Source organism: Erwinia sp. QL-Z3 (assembly GCF_004551645.1).
Taxonomy (GTDB): Bacteria; Pseudomonadota; Gammaproteobacteria; order Enterobacterales; family Enterobacteriaceae; genus Erwinia; species Erwinia billingiae.
Genome location: NZ_CP037950.1, coordinates 4,606,925 through 4,627,259, shown reverse-complemented (window position 1 = coordinate 4,627,259; position 20,335 = coordinate 4,606,925). Strand labels below are relative to the sequence as shown.

Sequence of the window (20,335 nt, the reverse complement as noted above, 5' to 3'; positions counted from 1 at the left end):
ACCTTTTTACCCGGCGGAACGCTGCTCTGACTTCAGCCAGGCAATCTCATCCTTCCAGATATCCGGGTTTACGGTTTCCAGAATCATCGGGATTCCGTCAAAACGTGCATCTTTCATCATCCAGCTAAACACCGTTTTGCCGATGTTGCCTTCACCGAGGCTGTGATGGCGGTCAACGCGGCTGGCGAAGGTGCTTTTCGCGTCATTCAGGTGCATGCCACGCAGATACTGGAAACCGACGATACGTTCAAATTCGGCGAAGGTATTGATGCACTCTTCTTCGGTACGCAGATCGTAACCACCGGCAAAGGCGTGGCAGGTATCAATGCAGACGCCGACGCGGGACTTGTCTTCCACGCCATCAATGATCGCAGCCAGATGTTCAAAGCGGAAGCCGAGGTTGCTGCCCTGACCGGCGGTATTTTCGATCACCGCCGTCACGCCCTGGGTTTTATCCAGCGCAATATTGATCGACTCGGCGATGCGCTTCAGGCAGTCATCCTCTTCGATCTGATGCAGGTGGCTGCCGGGATGGAAGTTCAGCAGCGACAGGCCAAGCTGCTCGCAGCGTTGCAGTTCGTCGAGGAAAGCGTCGCGGGATTTCTCCAGCGCTTCGGTCACCGGGTGACCCAGGTTAATCAGGTAGCTGTCGTGCGGCAGGATCTGCGCGGAAGTGTAATTATACTTCTCGCAGGCCGCACGGAAGGCGGAAATAACCTCATCAGTCAGCGGGGCTGCCCGCCACTGGCGCTGATTTTTGGTAAACAGCGCAAAGGCAGTGGCTTCGAGTTCATGTGCGCGCAGCACCGCTTGATCCACACCGCCAGCCGCGCTGACGTGGGCACCGATATATTTCATGCCGTTCTCCTGTTATTGGGCTGCATCAAAGGACGCGAGCGGGCAATGATAACCGGAAACGGTGGGAAGTTATGACAACAAATGCGGGATCAGCAGGTTAATCGCGCCACCGCCGACCATCAGCCAGATAAACAACACCAGCCCTAACAGCAGCGGCTTCAGTCCGGCCTTTTTCAGCGAGCTGAGTCGGGTGGTCAGGCCCAATGCGGCCATGGCGGTTGCCAGCACAATATTATCAATCTGGTTCAGGGTGTTTACCACCGGCTGAGGCAGCAGGTGCAGCGAGTTGAACATCGCCACGGCGATAAACACCAGCGCAAACCAGGGGAAGCGTAACGGGCTCGGGGTGCTGTTCCCACCGGGAGCGGAGCGGCGCATTCTGGCGCTCAGTAACAACAGGAAGGGCGCCAGCATCATCACCCGCAGCATTTTTGCGATCACCGCGGTATTTTCCGTTTCCGGGCTGACCGCATGTCCGGCCGCCACCACCTGCGCGACTTCATGCAGGGTTGAGCCGGTAAACACGCCCCAGCTGGCTGGCGTAATGCTGGTGAACAGCGATGCCGCGAGGGGATAGAGCAGCGGGTAGATAAAGATCGCCAGCGTACCGAAAATCACCACGGTCGCGATAGCCACCGCCACTTTAGAGGCTTCTGCTTTGATCACCGGTTCGGTGGCCAGGATCGCCGCCGCGCCACAGATGCTGCTGCCGGCCCCAATCAACCACACCGTATCGCGATCTAATCCAAACACCCGGCGTCCCAGCCAGCAGGCGAGAAAGAAGGTCGAACTCAACGTAAGCACATCGATCAGCACGCCGCTAACACCGACATCAGCGATTTGCTGGAACGTCAGGCGGAAGCCATAAAGGATAATGCCTAATCGCAGCAGCTGCTGTTTCGCGAGGATGACGCCCGGATCGCAGCTGACGGCGAGGCGCGGGTAAAGGGTATTGCCCGCGACTATCCCGGCGACAATAGCCAGCGTCAGGGCACCCAGTCCGAGCGCGGCAACGGAAGGCAACGTTCCCAACCAGGTTGCGCCCGCTGCCAGCATTAATGCTAACAGTAATCCGGCCGCATAACGGCCAGGCTGAAGTTTTGGGTGGTGTAGCGTCAGGGTCGTCATGGCAAGCTCCTTTTCAATACGGACAGCATGGAGAAAGGTGGCTTAAAAGAGAAATTGATTATATATTTATAATTAACCACTATAAGTGATAGATGACCTTTCCCCCTGTTACGCAAGGGCATAACCCGCCAGCCGGGGCAGGGCAGCGATCGAGGAGAAGCAATGCACATTACGTTACGGCAGCTGGAAGTGTTTGCCGAAGTCCTGAAAAGTGGGTCGACAACCCAGGCATCCCAGGTGTTGTCGCTGTCGCAATCTGCGGTGAGTGCCGCACTGGCCGATCTTGAGGGCCAGCTCAACGTACAGCTATTCGATCGCGTGGGTAAGCGGCTGGTGGTCAATGAACATGGCCGCCTGCTCTATCCCCGCACCGTGGCGCTGCTTGAGCAGGCAACCGAAATCGAACAGCTGTTCCGCGAGGATAATGGGGCGCTGCGTGTCTATGCCAGCAGCACCATCGGTAACTATTTGCTGCCCGGCATGCTCGCCGGCTGGCGCAAGGACTATCCCGATCTGCCGCTGGAACTGAGCGTCGGCAACAGCCAGGATGTGATCACTGCGGTAGCGGATTTCCGGGTGGATATTGGCCTGATTGAAGGCCCGTGCCATATGAGCGAAATCATCAGTGAACCCTGGCTGGAAGATGAGCTGGTGGTGTTTGCCGCGCCCGATGCGGAAATCTTTGCCCAACCGGTTACCCTGGAAACCCTGGCGGCTGCCGCCTGGATTTTACGCGAGCACGGTTCCGGCACCCGCGAAATCGTTGATTATTTGCTGCTGTCACACCTGCCGCAGTTCAAGCTGGCGCTGGAACTTGGTAACTCCGAAGCGATTAAACATGCCGTCCGCCACGGAATGGGGATCAGCTGTCTTTCACGGCGGGTGATTGCCGAACAGCTGGCGGTGGGCACCTTAAAAGAAGTGCCGGTGCCGTTACCCAAACTGAAGCGCACGCTGTACCGCATTCACCATAAGCAGAAGCATCTGTCCAAGTCGCTGCTGCGTTTTTTGAGTTACTGTACCGAGTAAAATTTCCCTTATGTCCCCGGCTCAGCCAGGGGATAAAGCCAGTTGGCCTGCCTTTTTCAGGGGAAAAGACGCTGGAACTAATAATCCGGCGGCAATCATGAAGCTATCTTATAACGTGGCGGAATCACTAGGCGAGACCGGTCAGTTTGCTACAATCGCGCCTCATTTTTCCAAGGACGCAGCATTTCAAGATGGTTCAGGACACAAAAACAACAGAACAACCTGCGCTAAGGCGTGAGTTAAAAGCGCGTCATCTAACGATGATCGCCATCGGCGGATCCATTGGCACCGGTTTATTCGTGGCCTCAGGCGCGACAATTTCTCAGGCGGGCCCGGGCGGCGCGCTGCTCTCCTATATGCTGATCGGCCTGATGGTCTATTTCCTGATGACGAGCCTCGGCGAACTGGCGGCCTTTATGCCGGTTTCTGGCTCCTTCTCTACTTACGGCGCTAACTATGTGGAAGAGGGCTTCGGCTTCGCGCTGGGCTGGAACTACTGGTACAACTGGGCAGTGACCATTGCTGTTGACCTTGTGGCTTCGCAGCTGGTGATGACCTACTGGTTCCCGGACACCCCAGGCTGGATCTGGAGCGCGTTATTCCTCTGCGTGATCTTCCTGCTGAACTACATCTCGGTAAAAGGCTTCGGTGAAGCGGAATACTGGTTCTCGTTAATCAAGGTGGTGACCGTTATCGTCTTTATCGTGGTGGGTGTGCTGATGATTGTTGGCATCCTGCGCGGCGGTGAAACGGCGGGCTGGCATAACTGGCAGATTGGTGATGCGCCCTTTGCCGGCGGTTTCTCAGCGATGATCGGGGTGGCGATGATCGTCGGCTTCTCCTTCCAGGGCACCGAGCTGATTGGTATCGCCGCCGGTGAGTCTGAAGACCCGGCGAAAAATATCCCGCGCGCGGTGCGTCAGGTGTTCTGGCGTATCCTGCTGTTCTATGTGTTTGCGATTCTGGTGATCAGCCTGATCATTCCGTATACCGACCCAAGCCTGCTGCGTAACAACGTGACCGATATCAGCATCAGCCCGTTCACGCTGGTGTTCAAACACGCGGGCTTACTGTCTGCGGCTGCGGTAATGAACGCGGTGATCCTGACCGCCGTGCTGTCAGCCGGTAACTCAGGGATGTATGCCTCAACGCGCATGCTGTTTAACCTGGCCCGCGAAGGCAAAGCGCCGCGTATCTTTGGCAAACTGTCCGCCGGCGGCGTGCCGCGCAATGCCCTGTACGCCACCACGGTGGTTGCCGGACTGTGCTTCCTGACCTCGATGTTTGGCAACCAGAGCGTCTATATCTGGCTGCTGAACACCTCGGGCATGACCGGCTTTATCGCCTGGTTAGGCATTGCCATTAGCCATTACCGCTTCCGCCGTGGCTATGTTGCGCAGGGACTGGATCTGGCCGACCTGCCTTACCGCTCCGGCTTTTTCCCGCTGGGCCCGATCTTCGCCTTTGTGCTGTGCCTGATCATTACGCTGGGGCAGAACTATCAGGCCTTCCTGTCGGATCGCATTGATTGGTATGGCGTGGCGGCGACCTACATCGGTATTCCGCTGTTCCTGATTATCTGGTTCGGCTTCAAGCTGACGCGGAAAACCCGTTTTGTGAAGTACAGCGAAATGGAGTTTCCGAAATATACCGGTAAGTAGTTGCCGGAAAATGAACAAGGCGCGGATCCCGCGCCTTTTTTGTTTGTAAGGAGTTATTACAAATATTATTGATAACTATTATCATTTGCTTTATTGTTACCGCCATTACTTTTTCTTCTTTGCTAAGGAATCAGGCGTGGAAAATTTAAGCGGGTTAGTGATCAAAAAAATCGCATTATCGTTGACGTTACTGGCGCTGACGGCAGGCAGCAGTTGGGCTGCAACCGTCACAGACATTGCCGGACGTGAAGTGACGCTGCCGGAAAAAACCGACCGGATCCTGCTCGGCGAAGGGCGGTTGTTTTACGCCGTATCGCTGCTAGAAGGGCAGAAGCCTGTTGACCGCATCGTGGGTTGGCAGGGCGATTTCCGTAAACTGGACACCCAGACCTACGCGGAATACCGCAAAAAATTCCCAAAAATTGATAATATTCCCCTGATTGGCCACACCACCGCCGACAGCATCAGCCCGGAAAAAGTGCTGACGCTGAACCCGGACGTGGCCATTTTTGGCTTATCCGGCCATGGACCGGGCCGCAGCAGCGAGCTGGTCAGTCAGCTTGAAAGCGCCGGTGTGCCGGTGGTGTTTATCGATTTCCGTGCAAATCCGCTTAAAAATACCGTCCCCAGCATGCGGGTGCTGGGCAAAGTGTTGCACCGCGAAAAGGAAGCCGAGAACTACATCAGCTTCTATCAGCAGAACCTTAAGCGGGTGACCGACATCACCAGCAAAATCCCGGCGGCCGATAAGCCTTCGGTGTTTATTGAGCTGCGCGCGGCCTCGATGCCCGAGTGTTGCGGTACCGCAGGCAAAGGCAATATGGGCGACTTTATTGACCTCGCCGGCGGCAACAATATCGCCCGCGACCTGTTACCGGGCCCGCTGGGTACCGTTAACCTGGAAAAGGTGATCGCCAGCCAGCCGAAGATTTATATCGCCAGCGGAGGTAAAGCGCCGGGCGCTGCCGGACCGGGCATTAAGCTTGGCGCGCAGGTAAGCCAACAAGAAGCGCAATCCAGTCTGGCCACCGTTTTGAAACGCACGGGCATTAACCAGCTGGATGCGGTGAAAGAAGGACGCAGTTACGCTATCTGGCATAATTTTTACAATTCGCCGTATAACATCCTGGCTATCCAGGCGTTTGCCAAATGGTTCTACCCCGAGCAGTTCGCTGACCTCGATGTCGCCGCTACTGAGAAACAGCTGTATCAGCAGTTTCTGGCGGTGCCACCAACGGGCACTTACTGGACTGAAACCGAGTAATTACAGGTATTGAGAATGAGTGTGACCCACGACCCGGTGCAGTACGCCGAAAAGCCCCAAGCCGAAGGCGTGATGGGCCGTTACCATCATATGTTACGTCATCGTCTGCTGATGATGAGCGTGTTGGTGTTGGCAATCCTCGCCTCGCTGGTGCTGGATTTTACCCTCGGTCCGTCCGGCCTGACGCTGGACACCTTGTGGCACACGCTGCTGTCACCGGAATCGGTTGATGCCGGCACGCGCGTTATCGTCTGGGACATTCGTCTGCCTTATGCCCTGATGGCGGTGGTGGTGGGTCTGGCGCTGGGTCTGGCGGGTGCAGAGATGCAAACCATCCTGAATAACCCGCTGGCCAGCCCGTTTACGCTGGGCGTTTCCTCAGCGGCGGCTTTTGGCGCCGCGCTGGCCATCGTGCTGGGTATCGGTCTTCCGGGGATCCCCGATCAGTGGTTCATTTCGGCTAACGCCTTTGTCTTTGCGCTGTTTGCCGCATTAATGCTGGATGGCGTGACGCGCTGGACGCGGGTAGCGACCTCGGGGGTGGTGCTGTTCGGTATCGCGCTGGTGTTTACCTTTAATGCGCTGGTGTCGATGATGCAGTTTATCGCCAGCGAGGACACGCTTCAGGGCCTGGTGTTCTGGACCATGGGCAGCCTGGCGAGAGCCTCGTGGGATAAGCTGGGCGTGCTGACGCTGGCCTTTGCCATTCTGGTGCCGTTCTCAATGATGAGTTCCTGGAAGCTGACCGCGCTGCGTCTGGGTGAAGATCGCGCCGTCAGCTTTGGCATTGATGTCCGCCGTCTGCGTCTGGGGACATTGCTGCGCATCAGTATTCTTTCCGCGCTGGCGGTGGCCTTTGTTGGCCCGATCGGCTTTATCGGCCTGGTCGCGCCGCACATCGCACGGATGATCTTTGGTGAGGACCACCGTTTCTATCTGCCAGCCAGTGCGCTGACCGGTGCGCTGGTCCTGTCGATGGCTTCGGTGGTGTCGAAAAACCTGATCCCGGGTGTGATCATCCCGGTGGGCATCGTCACCTCGCTGGTGGGCGTGCCGTTCTTCCTGAGTATTATTCTGCGTCACCGGGGGACCGTTTGATGGAAGGCTTACGTATCAGTGGTTTCCACGCCGGTTACCCAAAACGCAAAATTATCAGCGACCTGAACGTGCCGCTGTTGCCGCGAGGCAAAATCACCGTGCTGCTGGGGCCAAATGGCTGTGGCAAATCCACGCTGCTGCGCTCGCTGGCCGGCCTCAACCGCGCCGAAGGCGAAGTCTGGCTGAACGGCACGGAACTGATGTCCCAGCCGTTTGCCCGCCGTGCAGAGAAGGTGGTTTATCTGCCGCAGTCGCTGCCTGCCGGCGTGCATCTGCATGTGCTGGAATCAATCATCGTGGCACAGCGTGCTTCCGGTGGTCGCAGCAGCGCCGCCAGTGAAGCCGAAGTGATGTCGGTGCTGGAGCAGTTGGGGATTGCCCATCTGGCCTTAAGCTATCTGGATCAACTTTCCGGTGGGCAAAAACAGCTGGTCGGTCTGGCGCAATCCTTAATTCGTCGGCCGGAGCTGTTATTACTCGATGAGCCCCTCAGCGCATTGGATTTAAATTATCAATTTCACGTAATGGATTTGGTGCGCAGAGAAACGCAGAAAAGAAATATTATTACGGTGGTGGTGGTGCACGATATTAATATCGCCCTGCGTCACGGTGAACACGTATTAATGCTGCAAAACGGTGAGTTAATTGCCGATGGTTTACCGGAAGAAGTGATCACCCCAGCCAGCCTGGCCAGAGTCTATGGCGTCAAGGGCCGCATCGAGCGCTGCACGCGGGGAACCCCGCAGGTGCTGATTGATGGACTTGTGACGGAACCGATGCTGTAATTATTCTGTCTGGCAAGACACCTGCAAAGGGCGGAATCTTTCCGCCCACTATTATAAAGATAAAAAACAAACCGGAAGATACCGGGATGATTAAGCAGAGAACACTCTGCGGTTTTCGTGTGAGCAAAAGGTATTGATAACACTATTTTAAAATGCGCCTCATGGAGAATAGCATGTTCAGGTTGAATCCCGTTGTCCGCTGCGGGCTATGCGCGTCTGCGCTGGCCTTCACCTTTCCGGTAGCCGCGGAAGAAGCGGAAAAGAAAGAAGAAGACACCATGGTCGTCACGGCCTCTGCGGTTGAAGTGAATTTAAAAGAAGCTCCCGCCAGTATCAGCGTTATTACCGCCGACGATATAAAACGCCGGCCGGTGCAGAATCTCAGGGACGTATTGCGTGATGTGCCTGGCGTTCAGCTCACTAACGAAGGGGACAACCGCAAAGGTGTCAGCCTGCGTGGCCTCGACAGCAGCTACACCTTGATCCTGATTGACGGCAAGCGCGTCAATTCCCGCAATGCCGTTTTCCGCCATAACGACTTCGATCTGAACTGGATCCCCGCGGATGCCATTGAGCGCATCGAAGTGGTGCGTGGGCCGATGTCCTCACTGTATGGCTCGGACGCGCTGGGCGGCGTGGTCAACATCATCACCCGCAAGGTCGGTAAAGCCTGGCATGGCACCTTCAGCGCCGATACCACGGTGCAGGAACATCGCGATCGCGGCGACAGCTACAACGGTAACTTCTTCACCAGCGGACCGCTGATTGATGATTTGCTGGGCGTGAAAATTTACGGCAGCCTGGGCAAGCGTGAAAAGGATGCCCAGCAGCCGTCTTCCACCTCTGCCACCGGCCTTAGCCCGCGTATTGAAGGCTACACCGCCCGTGATGGCAACGTGGAGTTCGCACTCACGCCGACCGACAGCCAGAACATGACCTTCGGTTACGGCTTCGATCGTCAGGATCGTGATTCCGATTCGCTGGACAAAAACCGCCTGGAGCGGCAGAACTATTCTGTTGGTCATGATGGCCGCTGGGGATGGGGCAACACCGAGCTGCGCTTTTACGGTGACCAGGTGGATAACTACACCGGCGGGCAGAATATTATTGCTAAAAACAACTCGCTGGATGGCAAGCTGATCCTGCCGTTGGCGGAAATTAACCAGCTGCTGACCTTTGGCGGGGAAGTGCGTCACGACAAACTGCAGGATCCGGTCAATCTGTCCGGCAGCGGGTCGACCTCCGCCAGCCAGTATGCGCTGTTTGTGGAAGATGAATGGCGGATCTTTGATTCGCTGGCGCTGACCACCGGCGTACGTATGGACGATCACCAAACCTATGGCGATCACTGGAGTCCGCGCGCGTATCTGGTCTATAACGCCACCGATACCGTGACGGTCAAAGGCGGCTGGGCCAACGCCTTTAAAGCACCTTCGCTGCTGCAGCTGAGCCCGGACTGGCAGACCAATTCCTGCCGTGGCAGCTGCGCGATTGTCGGTAGTCCTGAGCTGAAGCCCGAGACCAGCGAAAGCTTCGAGCTGGGGATCTATTACGCCGGTGAAGACGGACTGCTGGATGGCGTAACCGGCAGCATTACCGCTTTCCAGAACAATATCGACGATATGATCAATATCGCCCGTACGTCTTCAGTCAGCCTCGCACCTGGCTACAGCAACTTTGTTGGGTTTGATGCCAGTGGCCGGCCGGTATTCCGTTATTACAACGTCGACAAAGCGCGGATCACCGGGCTGGAAACGGAACTGAAGATCCCGTTTGATGATGCCTGGAAGCTGACGCTGAATTACACCTATACCGATGGGCGTGATATCAGCGGCGGCGGCAATAAGCCGCTGGAGCAGCTGCCGTTGCATACCGCAAACGGCACGCTGGACTGGACGCCAGTGCAGGACTGGTCGTTCTATCTGCAGGCTAACTATTCTGGCGAGCGGCGGACGTTGAATAATGATGGCTTAACGCCTGGCGGCTATGTGCTGTGGAATACCGGCGCATCGTGGCAGGCCAGCAAAGCCGTTAAGCTGCGGGCTGGTGTGTTAAACCTCGGGGATAAGGATTTGAACCGAGACAGTTACAGCTATAACGAAGATGGCCGTCGTTACTTTGCTGCGGTGGATTACACCTTCTGATCGCCGGAATGACAGGAATAAGCAGCCGGGCAATGCCCGGCTGTTTTTTTTATGCCAGCAGATACTGCGCATGGAAGCGCAGATGGTCTTCAACGAAACTGGCGATGAAGAAATAGCTGTGGTCGTAGCCTGGCTGGATGCGCACGTTCAGCGGGAAGCCCTTTTCACGCGCAATATCATCAAGCCGCTCAGGATGCAGTTGATCGGCGAGGAACTGGTCGCTGTCACCCTGATCGATCAGCATCGGCACCTTCGCCGTGGTCTGACGCATCAGCCAGCAGCTGTCGTACTGACACCAGGCCTGAGTATCCTCACCCAGATAGCTGCTGAACGCCTTTTGTCCCCACGGCACTTCCGCCGGGTTAACAATCGGTGCAAACGCGGAGGCAGAGGTGAACTTCTGCGGGTTACGCAGCGCCAGCATAATCGCGCCGTGACCGCCCATTGAGTGCCCCATTATTGCCTGACGATCGCTGACGTTAAAGTTACCGGCGATCAGCGCAGGCAACTCTTCATTCAGGTAATCGTACATGCGGAAATGCGCATTCCACGGCGCCTGGGTGGCATTGAGATAGAATCCCGCGCCCTGACCCAGGTCATAACCTTCATCGTTCGGCACACCTTCACCACGCGGGCTGGTGTCCGGCATCACCAGTACGATCCCTAACTCCGCAGCCATGCGCTGAGCGCCTGATTTGGTTGAGAAGTTCTCGTCGGTACAGGTCAGACCCGCCAGGAAATAGAGCACCGGCGGTGGCGCATCGCGCTTCGGCCCGGGCAGAAATATGCTGAAGGTCATCGCGCAGTTCAGCGAGGTGGACGGATGGCGATAACGCTGCTGCCAGCCGCCAAACATCCGGTGTTCTTCAAGTAGCTCCAGAGTGGATGGCATCAATCCTCCTGATTTATTTTTTAAAATGCACCACTGAACGGATCGATTTGCCTTCATGCATCAGCTCAAAGGCGTCGTTGATCTCTTCCAGCGGCATATTGTGGGTAATAAAGTCGTTAAGCTGGAATTCGCCGTCCAGATAACGTTGCACAATGCCCGGCAGCTGTGAGCGGCCCTTAACGCCACCGAAAGCAGAACCCCGCCATACGCGGCCGGTCACCAGCTGGAATGGTCGGGTAGAAATCTCTTCGCCGGCACCGGCGACACCGATGATCACCGACTCGCCCCAGCCTTTATGGCAGCATTCCAGCGCGGAACGCATCACGTTGACGTTACCGATACATTCGAAGGAGAAGTCGACGCCACCGTCGGTCATCTCAACGATCACTTCCTGAATCGGCTTGTCGAAATCTTTCGGGTTGATCAGGTCGGTTGCGCCCAGTTTGGTCGCCAGGTCGTATTTGCTGGTATTGATATCAATACCGATGATGCGGCCGGCTTTCGCCATTTTTGCGCCGATAATCGCCGACAGACCAATGCCGCCCAGACCGAAGATGGCAACGGTATCGCCTTCTTTCACCTTGGCGGTGTTCATCACCGCACCCATACCGGTGGTGACGCCACAGCCCAGCAGGCAGACTTCTTCCAGCGGGGCGTCTTTGCTGATCACCGCCAGGGAGATTTCAGGAATAACGGTGTATTCGGAGAAGGTCGAGGTGCCCATGTAATGGAAGATAGGCTTGCCGTCTTTAAAGAAGCGGGTGGTGCCGTCCGGCATCAGGCCTTTGCCCTGGGTGGCGCGGATCGCCTGACACAGGTTGGTTTTGCCGGACAGACAGTATTTACACTGGCCGCATTCCGGGGTGTACAGCGGGATAACATGGTCGCCAACGGCAACGCTGGTCACGCCTTCACCAATCGCTTCCACCACGCCGCCGCCTTCATGGCCGAGGATCGCCGGGAACACGCCTTCAGGATCTTTGCCTGACAGGGTGTAAGCATCGGTATGGCAAACGCCGGTCGCGACGATACGCACCAGCACTTCGCCTTTCTGCGGTGGTATCAGGTCCACTTCTTCGATAGAAAGCGGTTCACCCGCAGCCCAGGCGACCGCCGCGCGAGTCTTAATCATTTGCATCTAATTTTTCCTCTTAGAAGGTGATACGGCTACTGCTCGGGAGTTTAGTCAAATCAAAAACGTTAAAAGTCAGTATGGACGAATTTCATCAGGAATGAAGGTCTTCTCCTGTTGGCGCATCGTCAATCTGTTCAATAATCAGGTATTTCAGCGCTTCAACGTTGGGGGTGAAAGCATCGCGCCGCCAGACCAGCCAGGTGGCAGCATCGCGTACCTCAGCCGGCAGGGCATGGCGCTTGATGCGATCTTTCGCCGGCATCTGCTCCAGCACCGATTCCGGCAGTAACGCCAGGCCGGCCCCGCTGGCGACACAGGCGAGCATGGCGTGATAGGACTGAATTTCCATAAAGGTGCCCGGCTGCACGCCGGTGCTGCGGAACCAGTTTTCAAACCTGATGCGATACGAGCAGCTGGGACGGAAGGCGAACAGGGTGTCGCCGGAGGCATCGGCTGGCTCGAGGATATCCGCATGCTCCAGGCTGGAGATCAGCACCATCTGCTCGTGGAAAGCGATGCAGCTGTTAAGCTCATCAACGCGGATCGGCCCATCGGCCAGCGCCGCCGCCAGAGTGCCTTCGCGCACGCGCTCGATAATTTCACCGGAGGTGCCGGTAATCAACGACAGCGCCACCGTGGGGAAACGCTGATGGTAGGCGGCCAGCAACGCGGGCAGGCGCGTGGCGGCGGTGCTCTCCATCGAGCCCAGCGCAAAATTGCCGCCGGGTTCGCCGCTATGGGTCATACTCATCGCTTCTTCGCTGAGCGCCAAAATCCGCTGCGCATAGCCGAGAAAGTTGTGGCCCATCGGCGACAGGCGTAAACGCTGCTTCTCGCGGATAAACAGGTCGGTGCCCAGCTCCTGTTCGAGTTGGCGCAGGCGGGTGGTCAGGTTGGACGGCACACGGTGAAGCACTTCCGCGGCACGCGCCAGCGAACCCGTTTCGGCCACCGAACAGAACATTTTCAGCTGGGTCAGATCCACTATTTCTCTTCCCGTAAGCAACTTGGTGATTATTATTCACTTTCCGTGAGTGTAACCATCAGGCAGGATAGCTGCAACACTTTCCCGGCACTGAGGCCGGATTGAACTGAATCAAGGGAGTTACTATGGCTTTTCGCGTCGCGTTTAGCGCGTTTCTGTCGCTGGTGGTGGCGATGGGGATCGGCCGGTTCGCCTTTACGCCACAGGTGCCGCTGATGATTGATGAACATCAGTTATCGCTGACCAGTGCCGGCGTGGTCGCCGCTTTTAACTATCTTGGCTATCTCTGCGGTTCGTGGAACGCCATGCGGGCAACGCAACAGGTTGAGCTGCGCCTGAAGCTGGGGATCTGGGGCGCAGTAGTACTGACGCTGCTGTCGGCCTGCGTCACCGGTCCCTGGCTGCATGGGATTATTCGCTTCTTTATCGGCTGGGCCAGCGGCTGGGCGATGGTATTGATTGCGGCGTGGAGTAATGAACAGCTGCACAAGCTGGGACGGCCAGGCCTGAGTGCGGCGGTGTTTGCCGGGCCGGGCACCGGGATTTTCCTCAGCGGCATGCTGGCGGTGATACTGCATTCACATCAGGTCAATGCCGCCTGGTCCTGGTGTGCCTATGGGGTGCTGGCACTGCTGCTGGTGCTGTTAATCGCCCGTAACCTGCCGCGCCGGGGAGAACTTCATCGCCCGGAAACGGCACCGGAGCCGTTGGTGCTGACCTCAGGGCTGAAAAAGCTGGTCTGGAGCTATAGCCTCCCCGGATTTGGCTACATTCTGCCCGCCACTTTTCTGTCGCAGATGGCGGCTTCCCGTTTTCCCGGCAGCCCGGTTTCACAGTACGTCTGGCCGATTTTTGGCGGCGCAGCGGTGCTCGGCATCCTCTTAGGCATTGCGACCCGGCATTATGGTAACGCCAACAGCCGGTTGGCTCTGGCACTGTGGGCGCAGGCCATCGGCGTATTCTGCGCCGATATCATTCCGGGCATTACCGGGCTGGCGTTGGGCGCGGCGTTGATCGGCGGCGGCTTCCTCTGTGTGGTGCAGCTTTCATTGCAGTATGCCCGCGAGCTGGCACCGCGCCATACGCGCTACATGGCCGGACTGCTGACCACCGGTTACGCGGTGGGGCAACTGGTGGGGCCGCTGCTGTCGGCTATCTCGACCGCATTGACCCATCAGCTCGAGCCCGCGCTGTACGTCGCCGGGGCAGGGCTGGTGGTCGCCGGTGCGCTGGTCTGGCGGCGCGATCCGGCCGCTGAGTGAAACTGTTTCACCGCTGTTTAAATTGATTCACTGGATTAACGGCGCATTGTGTACCAAAATACCGCCTCAGAATTTATGCCGGTCCCGTTCGGGGCCGGAGTTTCATCTGCTGGAGAAGAATCACCATGGCTGCGTTAAGTCAGGAAGCCGCACTCGTTCACCAGGCGCTGTTAGCCCGTGGACTGGAAACCCCGTTACGCCCACCTGCGCGTGAAATGGATGACGAAAGCCGTAAACGTCTGATTGCCGGTCATATGACCGAGATCATGCAACTGCTCAACCTCGATCTGGAAGACGACAGCCTGGCCGAAACACCGCACCGCATCGCCAAGATGTATGTGGATGAAGTGTTTTCGGGGCTGGATTACGGCAACTTCCCGAAAATTACCGTCATCCAGAATAAGATGAAGGTGGATGAGATGGTGACAGTGCGTGACATCACGCTGACCAGCACCTGCGAACACCACTTTGTGATCATCGATGGTAAGGCGACCGTGGCCTATATCCCGAAAGACACGGTGATTGGCCTGTCGAAGATCAACCGCATTGTGCAGTTCTTCTCGTCACGTCCGCAGGTTCAGGAGCGTCTGACGCAGCAAATTCTGGTGGCACTGCAAACCCTGCTGGGCACCAATAATGTCGCGGTCTCCATCGATGCCGTGCATTACTGCGTGAAGGCGCGTGGCATCCGTGATGCGACCAGCGCCACCACGACCACCTCGCTGGGCGGATTGTTCAAATCCAGCCAGAATACCCGCCAGGAATTCTTACGTGCGGTACGTCATAGCTAAGGTTTAAACAGAGATCCCCGGCATGCCACGTATTCATACTCTGGATTTTATCCGTGGCCTGGCCATTCTGGGGATCCTGCTTCTCAATATTGTCGCCTTTGGGCTGCCGTCGGCGGCCTATCTTAATCCTGCCTGGCAGGGAACCCCGCCGCCGCTAAGCGAAATCATCACCTGGGCCGCAACCGATCTGTTTGCTCAGGTTAAATTCCTCTCGCTGTTTGCGTTGCTGTTCGGCGCGAGTCTGCAACTGTTACAACCGCGCGGTAAGCGCTGGCTGCAGTCACGCCTGATCTGGCTGATGGCGATCGGACTGTTGCACAATCTGCTGTTATGGGATGGCGATATCCTGCTGGATTACGGCCTGGTCGGGCTGGCCGTCTGGCGGATGATCCGCGACGTCAGTTCTTCCCGACTGCTGCTGAATACCGGGGTGATGCTGTATGTCGTCGGCAGCGGCGTGCTGCTGATCCTCGGGCTGGGCACCGGGCCGGAGCCTAACAGCTCGTGGCTACCCGGCATGGCCAACGTGCAGTACGAAACCTTCTGGCATATTCAGGGCGGATGGCAGGCGATTCAGGGCCGGATGGACCGCTTTAGCGGTAGCCTGATGGCGCTGGCGGCGCAATATGGCTGGCAACTGGCCGGGCTGATGATGATAGGTGGCGCGCTGATCGGCAACGGCTGGCTGAAGGGTGAGCGCAGCCTGCAACAGTATCGCCGCAGCGCGCTAATGCTGATCTCTCTCTCGTGGCTGATTCAACTCCCCGGCTTGTATCTGCAATGGAGCACCGGCTGGAGTTTCCGCTGGGCCGCTTTCTTCCTCCAGGTGCCGCGCGAACTCGGCGCGCCGTTGCAGGCGCTCGGTTATGCCGCCTTGTGTTATGGCTTCTGGCCCACGCTCAGCCGGCTGAAAATCACTCACGCCATCAGCTGCGTGGGGCGGATGGCCTTATCCAACTACCTGCTGCAGACCCTGATTTGCACCACGCTGTTCGATCGTCTCGGCTTATTTAACCAGCTGAACCGACTGCAGTTGCTGGCGGTGGTGCCTGCGGTGTGGGCGGTCAATATCCTGGTGTCAGTGCTGTGGCTGCGTTACTTCCGCCAGGGCCCGGTTGAATGGCTGTGGCGCAGACTCACCGAACTGACGGGCGGCAAGCCGCTGAACCGGGCTGAAGGATGACATCCGTCACAAATGTTGCTGATTTGTATGTAACCGTTTTCATCAGTGTGACGAGATTCACGTAGCCCCGCGTTGACCCCTGCCAGAATAGCCCCCAGAACACTGTGTCAGGAAGGGCTATGCAAATCTTATTCTCCACCGGTAATCCCCTATGATTACCATTCGTGATGTGGCCCGAGAGGCCGGCGTATCGGTAGCAACGGTGTCCCGCGTGCTCAATAACAGCGCCGCAGTGACCCCTGAAACCCGCGAAATCGTTCTGAATATCGTAGAAACGCTGGGCTACCGGCCGAATGCCAATGCGCAGGCGCTGGCCACCCAGGTCAGTGACACCATCGGTGTGGTGGTGATGGACGTTTCCGATCCCTTCTTTGGTGCGTTGGTGAAAGCGGTGGATACCGTTGCCCAACGCATGCAAAAACATGTACTTATCAATAACTCCTACCATCAGGCAGACAAAGAGCGCCATGCGATTGAAGTGCTGATCCGCCAGCGTTGTAACGCGCTGGTGGTACATGCCAAGGCGCTGGGCGATGAAGAACTGGGTTCATTAATGGATCAGGTTCCCGGCATGGTGCTGATCAACCGAACCGTGCCCGGCTATGCCCACCGTTGCGTCTGTCTGGACAATATCAGCGGCGCGCTGATGGCGACCCGCATGCTGCAACAGCAGGGCCACCAGCGCATAGGTTATCTGGGATCCAGTCATCCGATTGAGGATGTGGGCGAACGTCGCCAGGGCTGGCAGCAGGCGCTGGCAGAGCAGGGCGTGACGCCTTCCGAGAGTTGGATCGCCAGCGGCGAGCCGGATATGCAGGGCGGTGAAGCGGCGATGGTTGAGCTGTTAGGGCGCAATCTGCACCTGACGGCGGTGTTTGCTTACAACGACAGCATGGCTGCCGGTGCGCTTGCGGCATTGAAAGATAACGGCATTGCGGTGCCACAGCATTTATCCGTGGTCGGCTTCGACGACATCCCAATTTCCCGTTACACCGACCCTCAGCTGACGACAGTACGCTATCCCATTGTTTCTATGGCGAAACTGGCCACTGAGCTGGCGCTGAAGGGTGCAGCGGGCGAACTGGATGAAACGGCACAGCACTGCTTTATGCCGACGCTGGTTCGCCGTCATTCCGTCGCCACACGGCAAAATGTGGCCCCGATCACTAACTCAACCGATTCTGCGGTGTAACCGTTTTCAATCTGTGAGTAAATTCACAGTTAATTAACATTAGCTTCTCTATGATGACAGTAACTTACAAAGGGTGAAACATTATGTAACGTTGATGGGGCCAGCTATAGCGGCAACCTCACCCCTTGTGAAACAGTTTATTACACAGCTTTCAGGAAGCGTTACCGTACAGGGAAGTCGGGTTTGATTTAACAAATAATCGGCTTTGCGTAACGTTTCCACCTTATGCCTTGCCGGAAAAATAAACGTCGGGTCCTCCCCTTACAGGAGCGCACCGGACGTTGCGTAAGACCCTACAAAAAAACCGGAGATACCATGAATAAGAAGGCTTTCACGCTCACTGCCCTGGTTGCCAGCATGATGTTTGGTGCAACAGCTCACGCTGCGGACACCCGTATCGGCGTGACCATCTACAAATACGACGACAACTTTATGTCTGTCGTACGTAAAGACATTGAGAAAGATGCGAAAGACAGCCCGGGTGTGCAGCTGTTGATGAATGACTCACAGAACAGCCAGTCTACCCAGAACGACCAGATCGACGTACTGGTTGCCAAGGGCGTGAAGGCGCTGGCCATCAACCTGGTTGACCCGGCAGCAGCGGCCGTGGTGATCAGCAAAGCGAAAGCCAACGAAATCCCAATCGTGTTCTTCAACAAAGAGCCAACCGCGAAAGCGCTGGCCAGCTACGACAAAGCTTACTACGTCGGTACTGACTCTAAAGAGTCAGGCGTTAAGCAGGGCGAGCTGATTGAGAAGCACTGGAAATCGACCCCAGGTTGGGATCTGAACAAAGATGGCGTGATCCAGTTCGTGCTGCTGAAAGGCGAGCCAGGTCACCCGGATGCGGAAGCCCGTACCAAATACGTGATTGATACCCTGAACAAAGACGGCCTGAAAACGCAGCAGCTGCATCTTGATACCGCCATGTGGGACACCGCTCAGGCGAAAGATAAGATGGATGCCTGGTTGTCTGGCCCGAACGGTAACAAAATCGAAGTGGTTATCGCCAATAACGATGCGATGGCAATGGGTGCGGTAGAAGCGCTGAAAGCACACAACAAATCTTCTGTACCGGTATTCGGTGTGGAGGCCTTGCCAGAAGCGCTGGCGATGGTGAAATCGGGCGCAATGGCCGGAACCGTGCTGAACGATGCGGAAAACCAGGCCAAAGCGACCTTCGAGATGGCGAAAAACCTGGCAGCGGGCAAGCCTGCTACCGAAGGCACCAACTACAAGCTTGACGGCAAAGTGGTTCGCGTTGCTTACGTGCCGGTTGATAAAGAAAACCTGTCTCAGTTCGTTAAATAATAAGCGTTACCTGTACCGGGCGCAGCGTGCTGCGCCCACTCCCAGGCTTGCTATCGGGCTCGCCTGATTTCACGCCACTTTCAGCCGGGTAGAATTATGGGCAGTGATAAAGTGCCAACACAGCGCGAATATCTGCTGGAGATGACGGACGTCAGTAAGTCATTTCCTGGGGTTAAAGCACTGGACAATGTGAATTTAAAAATTCGCCCCCACTCTGTTCACGCCCTGATGGGTGAGAACGGCGCAGGGAAGTCCACGTTATTAAAATGCTTATTTGGCATTTACAGTAAAGATACGGGGAGCATCCTTTTCCAGGGCAAGGAAATCGATTATAAAAGTTCGAAAGAGGCGCTGGAAAACGGCGTTTCAATGGTTCACCAGGAATTAAACCTGGTTCTGCAGCGCACGGTGATGGATAACATGTGGCTGGGACGTTACCCACGTAAAGGGATCTTTGTCGATCACGATAAAATGTACCGTGATACCAAAGCCATTTTTGATGAACTGGATATTGATATCGATCCGCGCGACAAGGTAATTAACCTTTCCGTCTCGCAGATGCAGATGATCGAAATCGCCAAAGCGTTCTCCTATGATGCCAAAATCGTGATCATGGATGAGCCAACGTCGTCGTTAACGGAAAAAGAGGTGAACCACCTGTTCACTATTATCCGTAAACTGAAAGATCGTGGCTGCGGCATTGTTTATATCTCGCACAAGATGGAAGAAATTTTCCAGCTGTGTGATGAAATTACCATCCTGCGTGATGGTCAGTGGATCGTGACTCAGCCGCTTGAAGGGCTGGATATGGATAAGATCATCTCGATGATGGTAGGGCGTTCGCTGAACCAGCGATTCCCGGATAAAACCAACGTCCCGGGTGAGACTATCCTCGAAGTGCGTAACCTGACTTCTCTGCGTCAGCCGTCGATTCGGGATATCTCGTTCGACCTGCGCAAAGGTGAGATTCTGGGCATCGCGGGGCTGGTAGGCGCGAAGCGTACCGACATCGTTGAAACCCTGTTTGGTATCCGTGAGAAGTCTGGCGGCACCATCAAGCTGCACGGCAAAAAGATCAATAACCACAGCGCTAACGAAGCGATCAACCATGGCTTTGCGCTGGTGACCGAAGAGCGTCGCGCGACCGGTATTTACGCGTTCCTGGATATCGGCTTTAACTCGCTGATCTCCAATATCCGTAAATATAAAAACAGCATTGGCCTGCTGGATAACAACCGGATGAAAAGTGATACCCAATGGGTGATTGACTCAATGCGCGTAAAAACGCCGGGCCATCACACCTCAATTGGTTCACTGTCGGGAGGGAATCAGCAAAAGGTGATTATCGGTCGCTGGTTATTAACGCAGCCGGAAATACTAATGCTGGATGAACCGACGCGCGGTATTGACGTCGGGGCGAAGTTCGAAATATATCAGTTAATTTCAGAGCTGGCGAAGAAGGATAAAGGCATCATTATTATCTCTTCTGAAATGCCAGAGCTCTTAGGCATTACCGACCGGATTCTGGTAATGAGTAACGGCATGGTTGCGGGCATAGTAGAAACAAAAACGACAACGCAAAACGAAATCTTACGTTTAGCATCGTTGCACCTTTAA

17 protein-coding genes are annotated in these 20,335 nt (G+C 56.2%); 12 read left to right on the top strand and 5 right to left on the bottom strand.

Translation table 11 applies throughout. The annotated features are described in order from the left end of the window. Nucleotides 1-6 precede the first annotated feature (6 nt). Nucleotides 7-858 (bottom strand): deoxyribonuclease IV, encoded by an 852-nt coding sequence (gene nfo / locus E2F51_RS22180; protein WP_134824590.1) that lies wholly within the window; start codon nucleotides 856-858, stop codon nucleotides 7-9. Between the two features lie 69 nt (nucleotides 859-927). Beyond that, nucleotides 928-1,986, bottom strand: a complete 1,059-nt coding sequence (locus tag E2F51_RS22175) for a YeiH family putative sulfate export transporter (protein ID WP_134824589.1) — start codon at nucleotides 1,984-1,986, stop codon at nucleotides 928-930. 162 nt (nucleotides 1,987-2,148) lie between these two features. On the opposite strand from E2F51_RS22175, the gene yieE reads away from it, so the two are divergent. The 6 genes from yieE (at nucleotide 2,149) to cirA (ending at nucleotide 9,967) form a co-directional block, all read left to right on the top strand. Further along, nucleotides 2,149-3,015: a DNA-binding transcriptional regulator YeiE gene (gene yieE, locus E2F51_RS22170; protein ID WP_013203013.1), complete on the top strand. Its 867-nt coding sequence runs from the start codon at nucleotides 2,149-2,151 to the stop codon at nucleotides 3,013-3,015. Between the two features lie 191 nt (nucleotides 3,016-3,206). Then, entirely contained in the window at nucleotides 3,207-4,676 is a 1,470-nt protein-coding gene (locus E2F51_RS22165; RefSeq protein ID WP_013203012.1) for an amino acid permease, read from the top strand. 136 nt (nucleotides 4,677-4,812) lie between these two features. Further along, entirely contained in the window at nucleotides 4,813-5,940 is a 1,128-nt protein-coding gene (locus E2F51_RS22160; protein WP_134824588.1) for an ABC transporter substrate-binding protein, read from the top strand. Nucleotides 5,941-5,955: 15 nt separating this feature from the next. Beyond that, nucleotides 5,956-7,038 carry an iron ABC transporter permease gene (locus E2F51_RS22155; protein ID WP_013203010.1) on the top strand — a complete coding sequence of 361 codons (1,083 nt, stop codon included), beginning with the start codon at nucleotides 5,956-5,958 and terminating at the stop codon, nucleotides 7,036-7,038. Next, nucleotides 7,035-7,823, top strand: a complete 789-nt coding sequence (locus E2F51_RS22150; RefSeq protein WP_105760669.1) for an ABC transporter ATP-binding protein — start codon at nucleotides 7,035-7,037, stop codon at nucleotides 7,821-7,823. Before E2F51_RS22155 ends, E2F51_RS22150 begins: the two co-directional genes overlap by 4 nt. A gap of 173 nt (nucleotides 7,824-7,996) precedes the next feature. Next, nucleotides 7,997-9,967, top strand: a complete 1,971-nt coding sequence (gene cirA, locus E2F51_RS22145; RefSeq protein WP_134824587.1) for a catecholate siderophore receptor CirA — start codon at nucleotides 7,997-7,999, stop codon at nucleotides 9,965-9,967. A 49-nt stretch (nucleotides 9,968-10,016) separates the two neighbouring features. Here the strand turns inward: cirA and fghA are convergent, their stop codons facing one another. From fghA to E2F51_RS22130, 3 genes are all read right to left on the bottom strand, one after another. After that, a complete protein-coding gene (fghA, locus tag E2F51_RS22140; protein WP_013203007.1) occupies nucleotides 10,017-10,859 on the bottom strand; it encodes an S-formylglutathione hydrolase in 843 nt (280 codons plus the stop codon). A 13-nt stretch (nucleotides 10,860-10,872) separates the two neighbouring features. Continuing rightward, nucleotides 10,873-11,997: an S-(hydroxymethyl)glutathione dehydrogenase/class III alcohol dehydrogenase gene (locus E2F51_RS22135; RefSeq protein WP_134824586.1), complete on the bottom strand. Its 1,125-nt coding sequence runs from the start codon at nucleotides 11,995-11,997 to the stop codon at nucleotides 10,873-10,875. Nucleotides 11,998-12,085: 88 nt separating this feature from the next. Further along, the gene (locus tag E2F51_RS22130) at nucleotides 12,086-12,979 is read right to left on the bottom strand and encodes a LysR family transcriptional regulator (RefSeq protein ID WP_134824585.1); all 894 of its coding nucleotides are present in this window, start codon (nucleotides 12,977-12,979) and stop codon (nucleotides 12,086-12,088) included. Between the two features lie 125 nt (nucleotides 12,980-13,104). Between E2F51_RS22130 and E2F51_RS22125 the strand changes: the two genes are divergently transcribed. The 6 genes from E2F51_RS22125 to mglA all read left to right on the top strand — a co-directional run bounded on the left by E2F51_RS22125 (nucleotide 13,105) and on the right by mglA (nucleotide 20,335). Further along, nucleotides 13,105-14,241, top strand: coding sequence for a YbfB/YjiJ family MFS transporter (locus E2F51_RS22125; RefSeq protein WP_134824584.1), 1,137 nt, complete (start codon nucleotides 13,105-13,107; stop codon nucleotides 14,239-14,241). Between the two features lie 125 nt (nucleotides 14,242-14,366). Beyond that, nucleotides 14,367-15,032, top strand: a complete 666-nt coding sequence (gene folE / locus E2F51_RS22120; protein WP_013203003.1) for a GTP cyclohydrolase I FolE — start codon at nucleotides 14,367-14,369, stop codon at nucleotides 15,030-15,032. A 22-nt stretch (nucleotides 15,033-15,054) separates the two neighbouring features. Beyond that, the gene (yeiB, locus tag E2F51_RS22115; protein WP_134824583.1) at nucleotides 15,055-16,215 is read left to right on the top strand and encodes a DUF418 domain-containing protein YeiB; all 1,161 of its coding nucleotides are present in this window, start codon (nucleotides 15,055-15,057) and stop codon (nucleotides 16,213-16,215) included. Nucleotides 16,216-16,366: 151 nt separating this feature from the next. After that, nucleotides 16,367-17,407, top strand: coding sequence for an HTH-type transcriptional regulator GalS (gene galS, locus E2F51_RS22110; protein ID WP_013203001.1), 1,041 nt, complete (start codon nucleotides 16,367-16,369; stop codon nucleotides 17,405-17,407). A gap of 315 nt (nucleotides 17,408-17,722) precedes the next feature. After that, entirely contained in the window at nucleotides 17,723-18,718 is a 996-nt protein-coding gene (gene mglB, locus E2F51_RS22105; protein ID WP_134824582.1) for a galactose/glucose ABC transporter substrate-binding protein MglB, read from the top strand. Between the two features lie 96 nt (nucleotides 18,719-18,814). Further along, on the top strand, nucleotides 18,815-20,335 hold the full coding sequence (gene mglA / locus E2F51_RS22100) for a galactose/methyl galactoside ABC transporter ATP-binding protein MglA (protein WP_013202999.1): 1,521 nt from the start codon (nucleotides 18,815-18,817) through the stop codon (nucleotides 20,333-20,335).

Excerpts from the sequence above, each read along its gene's own strand:
- nfo (WP_134824590.1), bottom strand. The coding sequence starts at position 858 with ATGAAATATATCGGTGCCCACGTCAGCGCGGCTGGCGGTGTGGATCAA.
- E2F51_RS22175 (WP_134824589.1), bottom strand. The coding sequence starts at position 1,986 with ATGACGACCCTGACGCTACACCACCCAAAACTTCAGCCTGGCCGTTAT.
- yieE (WP_013203013.1), top strand. The coding sequence starts at position 2,149 with ATGCACATTACGTTACGGCAGCTGGAAGTGTTTGCCGAAGTCCTGAAA.
- E2F51_RS22165 (WP_013203012.1), top strand. The coding sequence starts at position 3,207 with ATGGTTCAGGACACAAAAACAACAGAACAACCTGCGCTAAGGCGTGAG.
- E2F51_RS22155 (WP_013203010.1), top strand. The coding sequence starts at position 5,956 with ATGAGTGTGACCCACGACCCGGTGCAGTACGCCGAAAAGCCCCAAGCC.
- cirA (WP_134824587.1), top strand. The coding sequence starts at position 7,997 with ATGTTCAGGTTGAATCCCGTTGTCCGCTGCGGGCTATGCGCGTCTGCG.
- fghA (WP_013203007.1), bottom strand. The coding sequence starts at position 10,859 with ATGCCATCCACTCTGGAGCTACTTGAAGAACACCGGATGTTTGGCGGC.
- E2F51_RS22135 (WP_134824586.1), bottom strand. The coding sequence starts at position 11,997 with ATGCAAATGATTAAGACTCGCGCGGCGGTCGCCTGGGCTGCGGGTGAA.
- E2F51_RS22125 (WP_134824584.1), top strand. The coding sequence starts at position 13,105 with ATGGCTTTTCGCGTCGCGTTTAGCGCGTTTCTGTCGCTGGTGGTGGCG.
- folE (WP_013203003.1), top strand. The coding sequence starts at position 14,367 with ATGGCTGCGTTAAGTCAGGAAGCCGCACTCGTTCACCAGGCGCTGTTA.
- yeiB (WP_134824583.1), top strand. The coding sequence starts at position 15,055 with ATGCCACGTATTCATACTCTGGATTTTATCCGTGGCCTGGCCATTCTG.
- galS (WP_013203001.1), top strand. The coding sequence starts at position 16,367 with ATGATTACCATTCGTGATGTGGCCCGAGAGGCCGGCGTATCGGTAGCA.
- mglB (WP_134824582.1), top strand. The coding sequence starts at position 17,723 with ATGAATAAGAAGGCTTTCACGCTCACTGCCCTGGTTGCCAGCATGATG.
- mglA (WP_013202999.1), top strand. The coding sequence starts at position 18,815 with ATGGGCAGTGATAAAGTGCCAACACAGCGCGAATATCTGCTGGAGATG.